This window comes from Kitasatospora sp. NBC_01266 (genome assembly GCF_036242395.1).
Classification (GTDB): domain Bacteria; phylum Actinomycetota; class Actinomycetes; order Streptomycetales; family Streptomycetaceae; genus Kitasatospora.
In genome coordinates, this window is the sequence record NZ_CP108458.1 from 2,098,733 (window position 1) to 2,114,820 (window position 16,088).

The following is a 16,088-nucleotide window of genomic DNA, read 5'->3' on the forward strand; positions in this document are numbered from 1 at the left end:
GGATCGCTGCTGCACTCAGCGGGTTGCCGGGACTTCGAGGAAGTCGTCGCCAGCACGGTGAACGATGGCGATGTCGTGACTGGCCAGCAGCTCTTGCAAATCCTGGTCAGGCAGCTCGGGAAGCAGAACAGCGCAGCGCGGATCCTCCGGATTCTCGTCCGTGTGCGCGAAGCGACGGTAGTCGAGCAACTGGCCAAGGGCCATCCGCACAGCTTCCCGACTGCTACTCCCCTTGGCCTCATAGAGGACATGCGCAGTCGCGTCGTAGAGATCCGTGATCAGGGTCGATGTCTTGCCCTTGATCCTTATCTGGAGGCGGCGCACGTCGTGCTCCTGGGCCGCGAGGTACTCCTCAAATGCGGCGCACAGCCCGGCCTCACGTCGCTTGGCAACGATCGCGGAGGTCGGCGCCCGGCGACTCTCGGCAGTCCGACTCTGCTCCGGCGGAACCAACCTACTCTCGGTCACCTCCAGCGGGATCTTCTGGGCCTTGGTCTCCTTGGCTGGCGGCACCATGTCTTCCGGCACCAGTGCAACGTCATCGGTCATCGGGCGCAGTCGGAAGACAATCGCCAGCCGCTCCTGACGCTCCACGTCCAGGGCCGGCCGCACCTCATAGGGGTTCTTGGGATCGAGGTAGAACTCCCCGACGTACCGGTGCTGCTTGGCGCCGGCCTTCAGCCCCTTGGGCTTGGGCACGGCGATGAAGAGGAGCAACCGCCGGTTCATGTCCTGGTGGTGCAGCACTGCGGCGTTGCCCTTCCCGGTCCTGCCGCCGAACTCCATCGGCCCCCGCTGGCCCGCTCCGGTGTACTCGAATACCTTCCCCAGCTCATCCCCTTCAGCGAGCCAACCATCGTGGTACCCGAAGCTCACGCCGACCTCATGGTCAGAGAAGACGAGGACGTTCTTCTCGTCCACAGCCGGACAGATGCCCCCACTGTACGGACTTCCCCCATAGAGCTTGTGAATTTGCTCTCGGGTAGCAATCTGACCGATCTGCAACTCTTTCTGCCCACTCGTCATGCCCCAACGTTAGTCCGGCTCCCCGTTGCCCTGGCATCGGCCTCGCCGCGCCCGCCCGCCCTGGTCGCCGTCGCGGTGGGGCGATACCGTGCGCGAGGGTGGGCGGCGCGGGGTCGCTCGCGGTCGGGGGAGGGAACCCGGATGCAGGACGTGGTCAAGGGCAGCACGATGCCGGTGCTGGAGATGCAGTTGGGGGCCGGTGAGTCGATCGTCTCGATGCACGGCGAGCTGTCCTGGATGTCGGCGAACGTCCAGATGTCGCAGACCACCAACTCCGGTGGCCCGGGCGGCGGTGGGCTGCTGAACACGCTGAAGCGGGCGGTCAGCGGCGGCGGGATCTTCCTGACGAAGTACCAGGCGCACGGCGCGCCGGGGCTGGTGGCCTTCGCCTCCAAGGTGCCGGGGCACATCGTGCCGGTGGACGTCATGCCGGGCCGCAGCGTGCTGGTGCACCGGCACGGCTGGCTCTGTGGGACGCCGGGGATCAGTCCGAGCATCGCGCTGCAGCAGTCGTTCCGCGGCGGGCTGTGGGGCGGCGAGGGCTTCGTGCTGCAGCGGCTGCAGGGGCAGGGCCGGGCCTGGATCGAACTCTCCGGCGAGCTCTGCCAGTACACCCTGGCGCCCGGGCAGACCATGCTGGTGCACCCCGGTCATGTGGGGATGTTCGACGAGTCGGTGCAGTTCACCATCACCCGGGTGCCGGGCATCGCCAACAAGATCTTCGGCGGCGACGGCTACCACCTGGTGGCGCTGACCGGGCCCGGTCAGATCTGGCTGCAGAGCATGCCGCTCTCCAGCCTGGCCCACGCCCTGCAGCCCTACCTGGCCGCGGAGGGCGCCGCGGCCGGGGCCGAGGGCGCGGGGCTGGGCGGGATCGTCGGCGGCATGCTGCGCAGCTGAGCGGGTCCGCCAACGCACAGGTGCTGGCCGGGACTTGCGCCCCGACCAGCACCTCGACCAGCGCGACTCAGAAGAAGTCCCGGTCGATGATCTCCTCGCGCTCGATGATCTCCTCACGACCGCCGCCGAAGAGGCCGTCGAAGAGACCCGGACGCTCGATGATCTCCTCGCGCTCGATGATCCGCTCACGACCGAACCGGTCGCGCTCGACGATCTGCTCGCGCTCGATGATCTCCTCACCACCGAAGAAGCCACGGTCGCGCTCGATGAACTCCTCGCGCTCGTAGAACTCGCGCACGATGTCTCCCCTGCTCAGGTCCGTATTGCTGACGATGCCACCGACGTTGCCGCCGACGCTGGCGCCGGCGTTCGGTGCTACAGGCGTGACGATAACGCACCACCCCTGGGCCGAACGCAACACCCGGGCAACACTCGTGTGCTGATGGCGTCACAGCCACGGGAGCGGCCACGGAAGCGGCCACCCGCACGGCAACGGGACGGTCAGATCTCGTCGCCGCCGAAGGTGTAGCTGCTGCCGTAGCCGGCCAGCACCCGGCGCATGCCGCGCGGCGGGTGCAGCCGGGTGGGCGAGGTGGTGTGGATCGGGAAGACGGTGGCGGGGCGCATCCGCTCCAGCATGTGGTGCAGATCGTCCTGGGAGGCGTGGCCCGAGCAGCCGATCTGGCGCAGCGGGATGCCCAGCGCGCCGAGCCAGTCGGTGAACGGCGCCCAGCGCGGCTCGAAGGGGCCGAGCGGTTCGCCGTTGGCGTGCACCAGGCAGGCGGCGGGGTAGCCGTCGCCGGCCGGCAGGTCGAGCAGCGAGGGCAGGTCGTCGGGGTCCGGCATCACCACGTAGCGGCCCGGCTCGGCGCGCAGTTCGGCGGCCGGCACCTCGGTCGGGGAGAGGACTCCTTCGACGCCGACCAGCCGCAGGAAGGCCGCGATCTGCTCGGTCCAGACGATCCGCCGCCCGGCCGCCTCGGCGATCCCCAGGAAGTCCTTCACCCGGTCGATGTCGCGCGGGTAGAGCGAGAGCAGCACCAGGCCGGCGGTCTCCTCCAGGGCGCGGGCGAAGTCGCGGGCCACGTCGCCCTCGCCGCGCTGGCGGCCGGTCGAGTTGTCCCAGCCGAGCGTGGTGCCCTCGGTGACCAGGACGGCGCTGCCCGCCGCCCGGTCGACGAAGTCCCAGGAGCGCCGCGGGTGGTGGCCGTGGAAGCGGTAGTCACCGGTGAAGACCAGGGTGCCGTCGGGCGTGTGCACCAGGTAGCCGCTGGCGCCCGGCACGTCGTGGTCGACCGGGACGCACTCCACCTCCATCGGGCCCACGGTGACCCGCTGACCGTCCGTCAGGCGCTGCCAGTCGGGCTCGCCGTGGGTCAGGCCCTGGCCGGTGGCGGCCAGCGCGGTCAGCACGTCGACCGCGTCGGTGTGCGCGTGTACGGCCACCTCGGGGCGGACGAAGCCGGCCAGGCCCACGTGGTCGATGTGCGGGTGGCTGACGAACACGGCCGTCTCGCCGACCTGTTCGGCCAGCGGGGAGCCGGGCTCCAGCGCGTCGGGGCTGAACAGGCCCGGCAGCGCCGGCGCGGCGCCCAGCCGCAGCCGGTCGGCCAGCTCCCGCCCGGGGCGCTGGCGCACCGGGCGGCGGAACAGGTCGGCGCCGGACGGGATGTCGATGCCGATGTCCAGCAGCACGCGGTACCCGTCCTGCTGGACCAGGATCTTGCTGCCGCCGATGACGCCGACTCCGCCCCAGAATTCGATGGTGGCCATAGGGGGTGATCAGTTCCTTTCGGTCGGCGCCTGGGCCGTGGCCCAGGTCCGGATGGAGTCGAGCAGCCCCTCCACAGCGGGGGCGATCGCGTCGGCGGGGCCGTCGGCCCGGCCGAACCGGTCGATGTAGGCGCTGTGCGCGCCGACCTCGCGACCGGGCTCGATGTCATTGCGCCAGTGGTCGCCGATCACACAGACGCGGCGGCCGTCCTGGCCGTTCGGGTTCTCCGCGCGTAGCAAGCGCCGCAGGCCCTCGGGCTTTCCGGTGCCGGAGACCACCGCGTCCAGCAGCGGCGGCAGTTCGAGCCGCCGCAGCAGCCCGTCCAGGCCCGCCGCCGGGCTGTTGGTGGCCAGCACCACCCGCACGCCCTCGCCGCGCAGTTCGGTGATCAGCTCGGCGTAGCCGGCCGGCACCTCCAGCGGGCAGCGGGCGGCGTCCAGCATCAGCTCGCGGGTCGCCGCGAAGGCGCGGTTCAGTTCGGGGGTGTCCAGCCCGGCCTTGCGGCCGAGCACCGCGACGGCCTCCCAGCCGTCGATCGCCTCGGCCAGCAGCGGCCCGGCGGCGGCGCCCACCGCCAGGAACCGCTCGACGCCGTCGAGCAGTTCGGCCCGGTCGGCGGCCGGCAGCGCGGCGCTCGCGTGCTCGGCATAGCGCCGGATCGGGGCGTCACCCCGGTACAGCGTGCCGTCGAAGTCGGTGATCAGCACGGGATATGACGTGGTGTCAGCCACGGACGCCTCCTGCGGTGGACATGGCGCCGGTGACGAAGTGCCGCTGCAGCACCAGGAAGAAGGCGAGCACCGGCACGGTGGTGAAGACCACCGCGGCGGCGAGCCCGGGGTAGTCGGTTCCGTCGGCCCCGGCGAAGGCGGCCAGACCCACCTCGACCGGCTGCACGTTCGGGTCCTGGGTCATGATGAACGGCCACAGGAAGGAGTTCCAGCTGGCCAGGAAGATCTGCAGGGCGATGATCAGCATCGCCGGGCGGACCAGCGGCATGCCGATCGACCAGAGCATCCGGAACCGTCCGGCGCCGTCCAACTCGGCGGCGTCGAAGAGTTCGGCGGGCAGGCCGAGGAAGAACTGCCGGACCAGGAAGATGCCGAAGACGCTGGCGCCCCAGGGCACGATCTGGATCCAGTAGGTGTCCAGCCAGTGGATGTCGGTGGCGATGAGGTAGTCGGGGATGATCAACACCGTGCCCGGCACCATCATCACCGCCATCACCAGCGCGAACAGCAGGCCCCGGCCGCGGAACTTCATCACCCCGAAGGCGAATCCGGCCAGCAGCGAGGTGGCCAGCGCGAGCACCACCGTGCAGGCCCCGATCAGCACCGTGTTGAGGAAGAGCCGGGGCCACGGCGCGGCGGCCCAGGCGCGGCTGTAGTTCTCCCAGTGCCAGTGCGGCAGCAGCAGGTCCGAGAGGGTGCTGGACTGCGAGGCCGAGTTCAGCGAGGTGACCAGCACGTAGTAGAACGGGAAGAGGAAGGCCAGCGCGACCAGCGCGGCCAGCGTGCGGCGCAGCGCGCCGCGCGGCCGGAGCGAACCCCGGCCGCGCGACACGGGCGGTGTTGCGAGGGTCACTGGCCCGCCTTCTGGTCCGCCAGGGCGGCCTGCTGGGCGGCGTTGGCCGCGGTGGCCGGGTCGACGCCCTCCTCCAGCACCTTCTGCAGCGCGACGACCTCCTCGCCCTGGGCCTTGGCGACCCACGGGAAGGCCGGCTGCGGCACGGCGTAGTCGAGCGCCGCGGCGGCGGTCTTCATGTAGGGGTTCTTGGCCAGGAAGTCGCCCATCAGGTCGAGCGCCTTCGAGGTGACCGGCAGGTACCCGGTGGTGCTGGACCACTGGGCCTGGCTCTGCGCGGAGGCCAGGAACTGCATGTACTTCCAGGCCGCCGCCTGCTGGGCCTTGGAGGCCGAGGCGAACATCGCGATGTTGGTGCCGGAGAGCACGTTGGTCGGCTGGCCGCTGGTGCCGGTCGGCAGCACCTCGGTGCCCAGGGTGAACTTGCCGCCCACCGCCTGGTTCTCGTAGTAGTAGCCGGCCGCGCTCGACATGTCGAAGGCGCCCTTCTTGGCCCCCAGCGCGGTCTCACCCGGGTAGTTGGTGCCGACCGCCAGCGCGCCGGCCTTCTTCAGGTCGGACAGGTAGGTCAGCGCCTGGATCGAGGCGGCGCTGTTGAGCTGCGGGGTGCCGTCGGCGGCGATGTCCGGGGTGCCGTTGGCCGCGCAGAGCGCGTCGTACAGGACCGCGCCGCCGGCCGGCGAGGCGGTGGTGCCCGGGTCGACGCTGATCGCGGTGACGCCGTTGCCGGAGACCGCCTTGGCGGCGGTGGCGAACTGGTCCCAGGTGGTGGGCGCGCTCTGGCCCTTGGCCTGCAGCATGTCCTGGTCGTAGAAGAGCACCTGGACGCTCTTGTTGAACGGCCACATCCACAGCTTGCCGTCGGGCAGCCGCTGGTCCTTCTGTACACCCTGGTAGAAGTCGCTCAGCCCGGCCGGGCTGTCGCTGCCCGCGTACTGGCTGACCGGCAGGATCACCTGGCTCTTGGCGTACTCGGCGGCCCAGCTCTCGTAGACCTGACCGATGGTGGGCGCGTTGTGGGCCGCGACGCCGGCCGTCTCCTTGGCGTGCAGGGTGCCGTAGTCCGGCTGGTACTCCAGGTCGACCTTGATGTTCGGGTTGGCCTGCTGGAAGGCGTTGGTCAGCGCGACCAGGGTGCTCTTCTGGGTGCCGCTGATCATGATCTGCATGAACGAGATCGTGGTGGTACCACCCGAACCCGCGTCGGCGCTGGACTTGCTGGACGAGGAGCAGGCACTCAGCGCACCGAGCACGGTGGCCGCGGCCAGCACGGTGGCGGCGGTGCGACGCAGCTTGCGGTTGGAGGACATCGAGGGTTCCTTTTCGCGTCTGGGGAGACCGACGGGGACAGGCGAACGGGACGAGCGGTACGGCGGGGAACGAACGACGAGCGGTGCGACAGGGGACGAGCGGCGGGTCGCACCCGGGTGCGGGTCAGAGGTCGGCGGCGATCCGGTCACCGAGGCGGCGCTGCAGCAGCGTGAAGGCGGCGGTGACCACGAAGAGCACCACGGCCAGCGCGGCACCGTACCCGGTGTCGAAGAGGACGAACGCCTCCTGGTAGAGCAGGTAGCTCAGCGTGGTGGTGGCGTAGGCCGGGCCGCCCTTGCTCATCTCGTAGAACTGGGTGAAGGCCTGCAGCGAGCTGATGCTGGTGATCACCACCGCGAAGAGCGTCACCGGCCGCAGCTGCGGCCAGGTGATGTGCCAGAACTCCTGCCAGGGGCCGGCCCCGTCGACCCGGGCGGCCTCGCTCAACTCCCCTGAGACGACGGCCAGTCCACCGAGGAAGAGCACCACGGTGAAGCCGACCTCGTGCCAGAGGCTGTAGACGATCACCGAGGGCATCGCCCAGGTGCTGGAGAAGAGGAACTGCGAGGTGGGCAGGTGCAGGTGCTTCAACACCTCGTCGATCAGCCCGAACTGGGGATTGAAGAGCCAGACCCAGGCGAGCGAGGTGGCCACGATCGGGGTGGCGTGCGGCGCGAAGATGGCGACCCGGCTGGCGTTCAGCAGCCGCCCGCCGCGCTGCAGCAGCACGGCCAGCGCCAGCGAGATCGCGGTGCCGCCGATCACCATGGCCGCGCAGTAGTAGAGCGAATTCAGGGCGCTGGTCAGGAAGCTGGGCGTGCTGGACTGGAACAGCGCCTTGTAGTTGTCCGCGCCGATGAAGCTGGACATCGACGGGTTGAGCGTGTTCCAGTGGAAGGTGCTGATGTAGAGCGTGTAGGCGGTCGGTCCGATGATGAAGACCGAGAAGATCAGCAGCGCCGGCGCCGTGTACAGCCACCCGGCCCATCCCTCACGCGGCCGGCTGCGCCGCCGGACCCGCTCGCTCAACTGCGCCATGGCACCGTCTCTTTGCACTCGTGCTTCTTCGACGGCTCAGAGTGAAACGCGCGTAGATAGCCTACAGATGGCTACCCGATGAACAATTGGCCAATCAGTATCGGATGATCAAGGACCTGTGAAATTCTGAAATATTGGCCACCCTCTACCCTCAGGCCGCTGAATACGGACCAATGCTGACAGATCGTCATTGGGTGATCGGGTCACGGTCGAGTCACGGTCGATAGGGCAACTGCGGGACCTCGAAGCAGTTGGTGTCCATGTCCGGAACCTGGGTGACCCAACCCGGCCCGCCCGCCGGGGTGCTGTCCTGCCAGCGGGCCACGTCCAGGCAGGCCCGGGTCGGCCCGCTGGGGCGCGGCTCGGGGGTGAAGTCGGCGGGGATCAGCAGTCCGTGGGCGTCATAGGGCTGGGCGCGGTTCATGAATCGCTCCGCACAGGCCCGGGTCAGCGCCGCCCCGCAGGAGTCCATCGCGTCGGTCAGCCACTGGGCCCCGGCCCAGCCCTCCAACTCCCAAGCCGACAAAAGCGGTTCGCGCTCCGGATAGTAGCGGCGCACGGCACTGCGGAACTGCTGGACTGCGGGGTACTGGGTGTCCGCGTAGTTGCGGCTGGCCGAGGTCGCCCACAGGGCGGCGCGGCAGCCCGGCGCCGCCGCGTAGTCGCGGCTGACCGTCTGGGTCCAGTTCTGCACGTTGGTGACCTTGGCGGCGAGTTTCACCCCGGCCGCGTCAAGTGCCTGGCAGAGCCCGGCGTTGCCCTGGGTGTCCATCGCGTCGAAGACGATCTGGGTCCCGTCGGAGGCCATCGCGGTGGCCACCGTGGCGAAGGCGGGCAGCGCCAGGTCCACCGTCTGCGTCAGTACGTGGTAGCCCTCGGCCGTCAGGCCCTGCTCGATCTGCTGCGCGTAACTCAGCGACTCCGCCTGGTTGTAGGCGACCACCGCGGCCCGCCGCACGCCCAGCCGCTGCTTGAAGAACCGGTAGACCTCGGTGGTCAGGAAGAGCGTCCCGTCCCAGCCGACCGACCGGCCGTCGCGCGGGGCGTTGCTCCCGTAGATCCCGTACAGGTGCGGGTAGCGCTGGTACTCGGTGCCCACCGGCTGGCTGCCCACGTCCGGCACCGCCTTGCCGCTGACGTACGGGGCGCCCGCGTAGTCCAGCACGCTGCCCGCGGCGAAGGCGAACACCCGGTCCTGGTCGATCAGTTGGTGGACGCATTGCTGGTTGCCGAGCCCGCTGCCGGAGTCGTCGCAGGTCACCACCCGCACGGTCCGCCCGTGCAGCCCGCCGGCCGCGTTCAGCGCCTGGAAGAAGGCCAGCGCGCCGTACCGGGGGCCGGAGAGCACCTCGGTGCCGAGCGGACTGGTCAGCGAGGTGACGATGCCGATCGTGATCTGACTCGGCGTCACCCCGGTGTCGCTGGCCGGGTTGCCGCCGGTGGCGGTCGGGCCCGGTGCGGCGAAGTCGCTCTCGGGCAGCCGGGTGCCGCAGCCGGACAGCGAGCCGCAGAGCACGAGCAGGGTGGCCGCCAGCGCGGCGGCCACCCTGCTCGGACGCGTGCAGGTCAGCTGCTGCACCCGGGCACCACGCTGGCCGCGGTGTTGCCGCTCTGCGCGACCAGCGCGCAGAGCGTGGCCTGCGAGACCACCCAGGTGCCGTTGATCAGCAGCGCCTGGCCCGCCGCGTTCGACTGCACCACCTGGCCCTGCACCGAGAGGTTGTAGGTGACCGTCGCGGTGCTGGCGGAGGTGAACTGGACGTTGGTGACCTGCGCGCTGATCTGCGAGATCTGCGGGTCGTTGGCGAAGCTCTGGAGCAGCGGCTGGAGCTGGCTGCCGTTCTGCAGCAGCGTGGCCTTGACGTTGATCGGCGTGCTCGCGGAGAAGAAGCTCTCCCAGTTCTGGGTGACCTGCGTGGTCGCCGCGGCCACATCGGCCGGCGCGGTGCCGGTCGGGGTCGGCGAAGCCGCGGAGGCGGAGGCGGCGGAAGCGGCCATGCTGCTCGCCGCAGGCGTCGGGCTGGCGCTCGAGCTGCTCTTCGTGCTGCTCGAACAGGACGCCACCAGCAGCAGCACCCCGAACACCGCGGCCACCGTCCGCAGGACCGGCAGACGTCCGGACGAGTGGGATCGCGGCTCTGCGGACGGGCTTCGCGCCGGGTCGGCCGGCCGGTCGTGGGGCATGGTGCGCATGGGTTTCTCCGCCTGGTGTCGCGCTGCGACCGAGTGTGACGCAGGTGACACTATGAAGGCCGATCGCCCGGTCACCCGCAACACGACAGCGAGGCGGCGGCCCCCTGACGAGCGACCCCTGACGGGGAGACCCCCTGATGGAGCGACAGGAGAGGACCGCGATGGACGGCTCGGGGCGCCCGGCCCTCACCCGCCTGCTCGCCGGCGCGCCGTTCGGCTGGCTGCTGGCGCTGCTGGGTGCGGCGCTGTGCGTGCTCGGCTGGTACGCCGTCTCCGGCGAGCGGCTGCCCGCCCGGCAGCTCCCCTACCTCGCCTCCGCCACCGCGCCGGGCGCGGCGCTGATCGTGGCGGGCGTGGTCTGGGCGGCGCTGCGCACACCGGGCGCGGGCGCGGTGACCGCCGCCGCTCCCGTCGCCGGTCCCCCGGCCGAGCGGACCGCCACCGAGGGGCAGCCGCCCGAGAGCGGCGACGAGCCGGTGGTGCCCGGCGGCGCCCTGGTCGCGGTGCCCGGCGGCACGCTCTGCCACCGCCCCGGCTGCCCGCTGGTGGCGGGCAAGCCGCAGGCCGTCCCGGTCGACGGCGAGGCGGTGCGGGCCCGCGGGCTGGCGCCGTGCCCGGTCTGCGAGCCGGACGTGCTGCCGGCCGAGGGCCCGGCCTGATGGCCGACCTCGGGCCGGCGGTCGACTTCGCGCTGGCGGGCGTGGCCGTCGGCAGCGCGGCGGCGCTCAGCGGGGTCGGGCTGGTGGTCTGCTACCGGCTGACCGGGGTGCTCAACCTCGCCCAGGGCGGCATCGCCGTCTTCATCGCCTATCTGCTGCGCGAGCTGGTGGTGGTGCGCGGCTGGCCGGTGGGCTGGGGCGCGGTGCTCTGCCTGCTGGTGGTCGCGCCCGGCCTGGGCGTCCTGCTCCAACTGGCCGTCTTCGGACCGCTGCGGCGGCGCCAGGCGGGGATCGGCGAGGTGGTGGTCGCCTGTGTCGGCGTGCTGGTGCTGCTGATCGGGGCGGTCGCGGCGGTCTGGGGCACCACGCCGCTGGCCGACGTGCCCGCGCTGGTCCCGGCGCGCACCGTCACGCTGCCCGGCGGCCATCTGCTGCGGGTGGACGCGGCGGCCCAGCTCGGCACCGTGCTGGTGATCGCGGTGGCGCTGTGGGCGGTGGGGCGGTGGACCCGGTTCGGGGTGCGGGCCAGGGCGGTCTCCGCCGATCCGGCGCTGGCCGAGCTGGCCGGGGTGAACGCCGGGCGGGTGGCGGCGGTCGGCTGGGCCTTCGGCTCCTTCATGGCCGCCCTGGTGGGCGTGCTGCTGGCGCCGTACGTGCTGCTCGACCCGTACGGGCTGCCGCTGCTGGTGATGGAGACCCTGGCGGTCGCCGTGGCGGCCCGGTTCTACAGCCTGCCGATCGCGGTGGCCGTCGGGCTGGCGCTGGGCATCGGCCAGTCCGAGCTGAGCTGGCCGCACCCGCCCGGCACGCTCGGGCCGCTGCTGAACGCCGTGCAGTCCAACCTCTTCGCGGTGGCACTGCTGGTGGCGGCCCTGGTGCCGTGGGGCTTCGTGCCGGGCTTCGACGAGCAGGGGCTGCTGGGCGGCGGCGGACTGCCGCAGCTCGGGGCGCGACGCCGCGGTGGCGGCGGCTGGGCGGCCGGTGCGTGTGCGCTCGCGCTGCTCACCCCGCTGGCGCTGCGGGCGGGCGGGGTGCGGGCCGTGCTGACCGTGCCGGGGCTGGCCCTGATCCTGCTCTCGGTGGTGCTGGTGACCGGCGGCGGCGGACTGGTCTCGCTGGCCCAGGGCGCCTTCGCGGGCCTCGGCGCGCTGGCCGCCGCGCTGCTCGCCTCCGGGCGGGTGCCGGTGGGCGCGGCGCTGGTGGTGACGGTGCTGGGGCTGGCGGCGGCCGGGCTGCTGATCGGCTGGCCCGTGGTGCACCGGCGCGGGCTGGTGCTGGCGCTGGTGACCTTCGCACTCGCGGTCGGGCTGAGCCGCTTCGTCTTCGAGCAGCCCTACGCGACCGCCGGGCTGACGGTGCGGCGGCCCGCCTTCCTCCGTGGCGACCACGCCTTCTACGCGGCCGAGCTGGCGGTGCTCGCGGTGGGAGCGCTGCTGGTGGCGGCGGTGCGGCGGGGGCGGCTGGGCCGCTCGCTGGTGGCGATGCGCGACCACGAGGCGGGCGCCTGGGCGGCCGGGGTGGCGGTCCCCCGGGTCAAGCTGCTGGTCTTCGGGCTGGGCGCGGGCCTGGCGGGTGCGGGCGGGGTGCTGCTCGCGCTGGGCGGCGAGGCCTTCGACGCCTCGGTCTTCGATCCGGTGCAGGGGCTGCTCTGGTTCGCGGCCGTGGTGGTGGCCGGGGTGGACAGCGCGGTGGGCGCGGTGCTGGCGGCGTTCGCCCTGGTGGGGCTGGACGCGGCGACCGTGCCGGGGATGTCGGCGGTGGTGGTGGGCGCCCTCGCGGCGGGGGCGGGGTGGCTGCCGGGCGGGCTGGCGGGGTGGGTGCGGCGGGCGGTGGCGGGGTGAGCGGGGCCGGGGTGAGCGGGGTCAGGGCGAGCGGGACCGGCGGGGCGACGCTGGCCGGGCGCGGGGTGGTGCGGCGGCTCGGCGGGGTGGCGGTGGTCGACGGGGTGGACCTGGTGGTCCGTCCCGGCCGGGTGACCGCGCTGGTCGGCCCGAACGGCGCGGGAAAGAGCGTGCTGCTCGACTGCCTCAGCGGGCTGGCCCGGCCCGACTGCGGGCGGATCCTGCTCGACGACCGCGACCTCACCCGGGCCCCCTGCCACCGGCGGGCCCGGCTCGGCATCGCCCGGACCTTCCAGCAGGTGGCGGTCTTCCCCGAGTTGACGGTCGCGGAGAACGTCCTGGTCGGCGCCGAGCAGCAGCATCCCAGCGGGCCGGCCGGCGCCGTGCTCCGGGTGCGGGCAGCGGCCTGGTCGCTGACCGGGGGCCGAGCTCCGGCGGCGGCTCCGGCGGCGGCTTCGGCGACGGCTTCGGCGACGGCTTCGGCGGCGGTGCACCACGGCCGGGTGGCCACCGCGCTGCGGCTGCTGGGCCTCACCCCGCTGGCCGACCGCTCGGCGGGCGACCTGCCGCTCGGGGTGCTCCGACTGGTCGAGCTGGCCCGCGCGCTGGCCGGGGCACCGCGGGTGCTGCTGGTGGACGAGGTCTCGGTCGGGCTCGACGCGGGCCAGGTCGCCTGGGTCGCCCGGGTGCTCGCCGGGGTGGCCCGCGAGGGGGCGGGCGTGCTGCTGGTGGAGCACGACCTCGGGCTGGTCGCCCGGCTCGCCGAGTTCGCCTACGTGCTGGACGCCGGCCGGGTGGTGGCCCACGGTCCGAGCGGGCGGGTGCTCGCCGACCAGCGGGTCCGGCGGCTCTGGTGAGCACCCGGGCGAGCGGCCTGGCCGCCGAGTTGCGCGGCGTGCGGGTCCGCGACGGGCTGGCGGAGCGGCTGCACGGGGTGGACGTGCGCTGCCCGAACGGGCGACTGGGGTTCCTGGTCGGCCGCAACGGCTCCGGGCGCTCCACCGTCCTGGCCACCCTGGCCGGCCTGGCCCGCCCGCACCAGGGCCGGGTCACCGTGGCCGGACGCGACGTCACCGCCCTGCCCGCCCACCGCCGGGCCGCACTCGGCGTGGTCCTGGTCCCGGCCCGCCGGGCGGTCTTCTCGACCCTGACGGTGGCCGAGACGCTGAGCCTGTCCGGCCGCCCCGAGCGCGCGGCGGCCGAATTCCCGGAGCTGAACGCGCTGTTCGGCCACCGCTGCACCGAACTCTCCGGCGGTCAGCAGCAGTTGGTCGCACTCACCCGAGCACTACTGAGCGACCCGGCACTACTGCTGCTCGACGAGCCCGAACGCGGCCTGGCCCCCGCCGTGGTGGCCCACCTGCGCCGACTGCTCACCGAGCGCGCCCGGACCGGCCGCGCGGTCCTGCTGACCGCCCGCACCCTGCCGGCCTGGGCGGACGACGACGCCCTGGTGCACGTACTGGAGCGCGGCCGGCTGGTCTGGCTCGGCGAGGCGGGTGAACTGCGGCACGGGCAGCGGACTTCCGTGAAGTGACGGTTGGTCAGGCCATCGCCGCCGGCCTGGAGCTGATCCTCACCGGCCTGCGAGCGCGCCTGCCGCGCCGAGCGTCACCAGCTTGCGGGCGCGCCTGCCGCGCTGAACTCCGCTACGCCGAGAGCAGCTCGGCACCCCCGGGCTCGAGCGGCGAGCAGAGCACCGCCAGCTCGTCCAGCGACAGGCCCAGCGCCCCGGCGATCGCAACCACCGTGAAGAAGGCCGGGGTTGGTGCCCGGCCGGTCTCGATCTTGCGCAGCGTCTCGGCCGACAGGCCCGCCTGCGCCGCTACCTCGACCATGCTGCGATCCCCCCGGGCCTGCCGGAGCAGGGTGCCGAGCCGTTCGCCGCGTTCGCGTTCCAGCGGAGTGAGAGGGGTGCGCACCATGCCAGTCAGTCTAGCTCCCGCGACCATCGAGACCGTGATAGAAATACCGGTATAAGAATTGGGTACGGTGGAGAGCAGAGGGCGGTCGGCCATGGTGGAGATCAAGACGGACGCGGCACTGGAGGCCATGCGCGAGGCCGGGCGGGTCGTCGGCGACGCGCTCGACGCCGTCCGGCGGGCGGCGGCGGTGGGGGTCTCGCTCAAGGAGCTGGACGAGGTGGCGCGCGACGTGCTGCGCGCCGCCGGGGCCACCTCGCCGTTTCTCGGCTACCGCCCCGACTTCGCCGACACACCGTTTCCCGGGGTGATCTGCAGCTCGGTCAACGACGCCGTGGTGCACGGCATCCCGACCGACTACCGGCTGCGCGACGGTGACCTGGTCGGCATCGACTGCGGGGCCCAGCTGGGCGGTTGGGCCGGCGACGCGGCGATCAGCTTCACGGTCGGCACGCCCCGCCCCGCCGACCTCGCGCTGATCGACACCACCGAGCGCGCACTGGCGGCGGGCATCGCCGCCGCCGTGGTGGACGCCCGGATCGGCGACATCTCGCACGCGATCGGCAGCGTGGGACGCGCCGCGGGCTACGGCATCCTCGCCGGCTTCGGCGGGCACGGCGTGGGCCGCAGCATGCACGAGGACCCGCACGTGGCGAACGACGGCCGCCCCGGACGCGGCATGCGGCTGCGGCACGGCATGGTGCTCGCCATCGAGCCGATGTTCCTGGCCGGCGGCCGGGACAGCTACCGGGTCGCCGCGGACGGCTGGTCGCTGCTGACCGACGACGGCAGCCGCGGCGCCCACGCCGAGCACACGGTCGCCATCACGCAGGACGGCCCGCGCTTCCTCACCCTGCCGTCCTGAGGCCGGCCCCGCCGACCTCACCTGCCTCGCCAGCCCCGCCGCCCCCGCCGACCGTGCGGGCCGCACCGATCCGCAGTACCCGCGCAGCCACGCCCAGGAGCCGAGTTCTCTTGACATCAAGATATACCGACGGCAAGCTTGTCCCGAAGATATCTTGATGTCGAGATAACTGGGAGCAAGCCATGACCAGCCCCGTCTGGGACCCTCAGCAGTACCTGCGCTTCGCCGACGAGCGCACCCGCCCGCTGCGCGAACTGCTCGGCCGGGTGCCCGAGTTGCCCGCCGCGCCCACCGTGCTCGACATCGGCTGCGGGCCGGGCAACTCGACCGCCGGGATCCGCCGCCGCTGGCCCGACGCGACGATCACCGGGATCGACAGCTCCGCCGAGATGCTCGCCACCGCGCGCGGCGAGCAGGGCGAACCGAGCGCGGACTACCTGCTCGCCGACGCCGCGAGCTACGACCCGGCACCCGCCGCGCCCGACCTGATCGTCTCCAACGCCACGCTGCAGTGGATCGACGGGCACCTGGCGCTGCTGCCGCGCTGGGCGGCGGCGCTGAAGCCCGGCGGGGTGATCGCCTTCCAGGTGCCGGGCAACTTCGAGGCGCCCAGCCACCTGCTGCTCGGCGAGCTGTGGCGCAGCGCCCGCTGGCGCGACCGGCTCGGCGAGGACGCGCCCCGGGCCGGCGTGCACCGGCCCGAGGAGTACCTGGCGGCGCTGCTGGCGGCCGGCTGCACGGCGGACGTCTGGGAGACCACCTACAGCACGCTGCTCACCGGCCCGGACCCGGTCCTCGAGTGGACGAAGGGGACGGCACTGCGCCCGGTGCTCAGCCGGCTCGCCGACGACGCCGAGCGCGCCGCGTTCGTGGCCGAGTACGCCGCCCTGCTGCGCGAGGCCTATCCGGCGGGGCCGCACGGCACGGTCTTCCCGTTCCGCCGGATCTTCGCGGTCGGCGAGCGGGTCTGACCCT

The 16,088-nt window shown here is 72.7% G+C and carries 17 protein-coding genes; 7 read left to right on the plus strand and 10 right to left on the minus strand.

Features of this window, described 5'->3' with window-relative positions; genetic code table 11:
* Positions 1–15: 15 nt before the first annotated feature.
* Positions 16–1,026 (minus strand): hypothetical protein, encoded by a 1,011-nt coding sequence (locus tag OG403_RS08585; protein WP_329562822.1) that lies wholly within the window; start codon positions 1,024–1,026, stop codon positions 16–18.
* Between the two features lie 141 nt (positions 1,027–1,167).
* Here OG403_RS08585 and OG403_RS08590 point away from each other — a divergent pair, with 141 nt between their 5' ends.
* A complete protein-coding gene (locus OG403_RS08590; RefSeq protein ID WP_329562824.1) occupies positions 1,168–1,926 on the plus strand; it encodes an AIM24 family protein in 759 nt (252 codons plus the stop codon).
* 67 nt (positions 1,927–1,993) lie between these two features.
* Here the strand turns inward: OG403_RS08590 and OG403_RS08595 are convergent, their stop codons facing one another.
* From OG403_RS08595 to OG403_RS08630, 8 genes are all read right to left on the minus strand, one after another.
* Complete coding sequence (locus tag OG403_RS08595) at positions 1,994–2,224, minus strand: hypothetical protein (RefSeq protein WP_329562826.1); 231 nt, start codon at positions 2,222–2,224, stop codon at positions 1,994–1,996.
* Between the two features lie 203 nt (positions 2,225–2,427).
* Positions 2,428–3,699, minus strand: coding sequence for an MBL fold metallo-hydrolase (locus tag OG403_RS08600; protein WP_329562828.1), 1,272 nt, complete (start codon positions 3,697–3,699; stop codon positions 2,428–2,430).
* Between the two features lie 9 nt (positions 3,700–3,708).
* Entirely contained in the window at positions 3,709–4,407 is a 699-nt protein-coding gene (locus tag OG403_RS08605) for an HAD family hydrolase (RefSeq protein WP_329562829.1), read from the minus strand.
* A gap of 16 nt (positions 4,408–4,423) precedes the next feature.
* Entirely contained in the window at positions 4,424–5,284 is an 861-nt protein-coding gene (locus OG403_RS08610) for a carbohydrate ABC transporter permease (RefSeq protein ID WP_329562831.1), read from the minus strand.
* Positions 5,281–6,594: an extracellular solute-binding protein gene (locus OG403_RS08615; protein WP_329562833.1), complete on the minus strand. Its 1,314-nt coding sequence runs from the start codon at positions 6,592–6,594 to the stop codon at positions 5,281–5,283. Before OG403_RS08615 ends, OG403_RS08610 begins: the two co-directional genes overlap by 4 nt.
* A gap of 124 nt (positions 6,595–6,718) precedes the next feature.
* Positions 6,719–7,633 (minus strand): carbohydrate ABC transporter permease, encoded by a 915-nt coding sequence (locus tag OG403_RS08620; RefSeq protein ID WP_329562834.1) that lies wholly within the window; start codon positions 7,631–7,633, stop codon positions 6,719–6,721.
* 214 nt (positions 7,634–7,847) lie between these two features.
* Positions 7,848–9,203 carry an ABC transporter substrate-binding protein gene (locus OG403_RS08625; protein WP_442911054.1) on the minus strand — a complete coding sequence of 452 codons (1,356 nt, stop codon included), beginning with the start codon at positions 9,201–9,203 and terminating at the stop codon, positions 7,848–7,850.
* On the minus strand, positions 9,200–9,826 hold the full coding sequence (locus OG403_RS08630) for a hypothetical protein (protein WP_329562836.1): 627 nt from the start codon (positions 9,824–9,826) through the stop codon (positions 9,200–9,202). Before OG403_RS08630 ends, OG403_RS08625 begins: the two co-directional genes overlap by 4 nt.
* A gap of 161 nt (positions 9,827–9,987) precedes the next feature.
* Here OG403_RS08630 and OG403_RS08635 point away from each other — a divergent pair, with 161 nt between their 5' ends.
* From OG403_RS08635 to OG403_RS08650, 4 genes are read left to right on the plus strand one after another with little or no spacing between them, the layout of a single operon-like run.
* Positions 9,988–10,485, plus strand: coding sequence for a hypothetical protein (locus OG403_RS08635; protein WP_442911055.1), 498 nt, complete (start codon positions 9,988–9,990; stop codon positions 10,483–10,485).
* Positions 10,485–12,326 carry an ABC transporter permease subunit gene (locus OG403_RS08640; RefSeq protein ID WP_329562839.1) on the plus strand — a complete coding sequence of 614 codons (1,842 nt, stop codon included), beginning with the start codon at positions 10,485–10,487 and terminating at the stop codon, positions 12,324–12,326. Before OG403_RS08635 ends, OG403_RS08640 begins: the two co-directional genes overlap by 1 nt.
* Before the next feature lie 11 nt (positions 12,327–12,337).
* A complete protein-coding gene (locus OG403_RS08645; RefSeq protein WP_329562841.1) occupies positions 12,338–13,183 on the plus strand; it encodes an ABC transporter ATP-binding protein in 846 nt (281 codons plus the stop codon).
* On the plus strand, positions 13,180–13,863 hold the full coding sequence (locus OG403_RS08650; protein WP_329562843.1) for an ATP-binding cassette domain-containing protein: 684 nt from the start codon (positions 13,180–13,182) through the stop codon (positions 13,861–13,863). Before OG403_RS08645 ends, OG403_RS08650 begins: the two co-directional genes overlap by 4 nt.
* 112 nt (positions 13,864–13,975) lie before the next feature.
* Here OG403_RS08650 and OG403_RS08655 read toward each other — a convergent pair whose 3' ends face one another.
* A complete protein-coding gene (locus OG403_RS08655; protein WP_329562845.1) occupies positions 13,976–14,251 on the minus strand; it encodes a helix-turn-helix domain-containing protein in 276 nt (91 codons plus the stop codon).
* A 91-nt stretch (positions 14,252–14,342) separates the two neighbouring features.
* Between OG403_RS08655 and map the strand changes: the two genes are divergently transcribed.
* Positions 14,343–15,113 carry a type I methionyl aminopeptidase gene (gene map / locus OG403_RS08660; protein WP_329572185.1) on the plus strand — a complete coding sequence of 257 codons (771 nt, stop codon included), beginning with the start codon at positions 14,343–14,345 and terminating at the stop codon, positions 15,111–15,113.
* A 182-nt stretch (positions 15,114–15,295) separates the two neighbouring features.
* Complete coding sequence (locus tag OG403_RS08665; RefSeq protein WP_329562846.1) at positions 15,296–16,084, plus strand: methyltransferase domain-containing protein; 789 nt, start codon at positions 15,296–15,298, stop codon at positions 16,082–16,084.
* Positions 16,085–16,088: the final 4 nt, after the last annotated feature.

Bases quoted from the DNA above. Each gene is read 5' to 3' on its own strand.
- OG403_RS08585 (WP_329562822.1), bottom strand. From the start codon at position 1,026: ATGACGAGTGGGCAGAAAGAGTTGCAGATCGGTCAGATTGCTACCCGA.
- OG403_RS08590 (WP_329562824.1), top strand. From the start codon at position 1,168: ATGCAGGACGTGGTCAAGGGCAGCACGATGCCGGTGCTGGAGATGCAG.
- OG403_RS08600 (WP_329562828.1), bottom strand. From the start codon at position 3,699: ATGGCCACCATCGAATTCTGGGGCGGAGTCGGCGTCATCGGCGGCAGC.
- OG403_RS08615 (WP_329562833.1), bottom strand. From the start codon at position 6,594: ATGTCCTCCAACCGCAAGCTGCGTCGCACCGCCGCCACCGTGCTGGCC.
- OG403_RS08620 (WP_329562834.1), bottom strand. From the start codon at position 7,633: ATGGCGCAGTTGAGCGAGCGGGTCCGGCGGCGCAGCCGGCCGCGTGAG.
- OG403_RS08630 (WP_329562836.1), bottom strand. From the start codon at position 9,826: ATGCGCACCATGCCCCACGACCGGCCGGCCGACCCGGCGCGAAGCCCG.
- OG403_RS08635 (WP_442911055.1), top strand. From the start codon at position 9,988: ATGGACGGCTCGGGGCGCCCGGCCCTCACCCGCCTGCTCGCCGGCGCG.
- OG403_RS08640 (WP_329562839.1), top strand. From the start codon at position 10,485: ATGGCCGACCTCGGGCCGGCGGTCGACTTCGCGCTGGCGGGCGTGGCC.
- OG403_RS08655 (WP_329562845.1), bottom strand. From the start codon at position 14,251: ATGGTGCGCACCCCTCTCACTCCGCTGGAACGCGAACGCGGCGAACGG.
- map (WP_329572185.1), top strand. From the start codon at position 14,343: ATGGTGGAGATCAAGACGGACGCGGCACTGGAGGCCATGCGCGAGGCC.
- OG403_RS08665 (WP_329562846.1), top strand. From the start codon at position 15,296: ATGACCAGCCCCGTCTGGGACCCTCAGCAGTACCTGCGCTTCGCCGAC.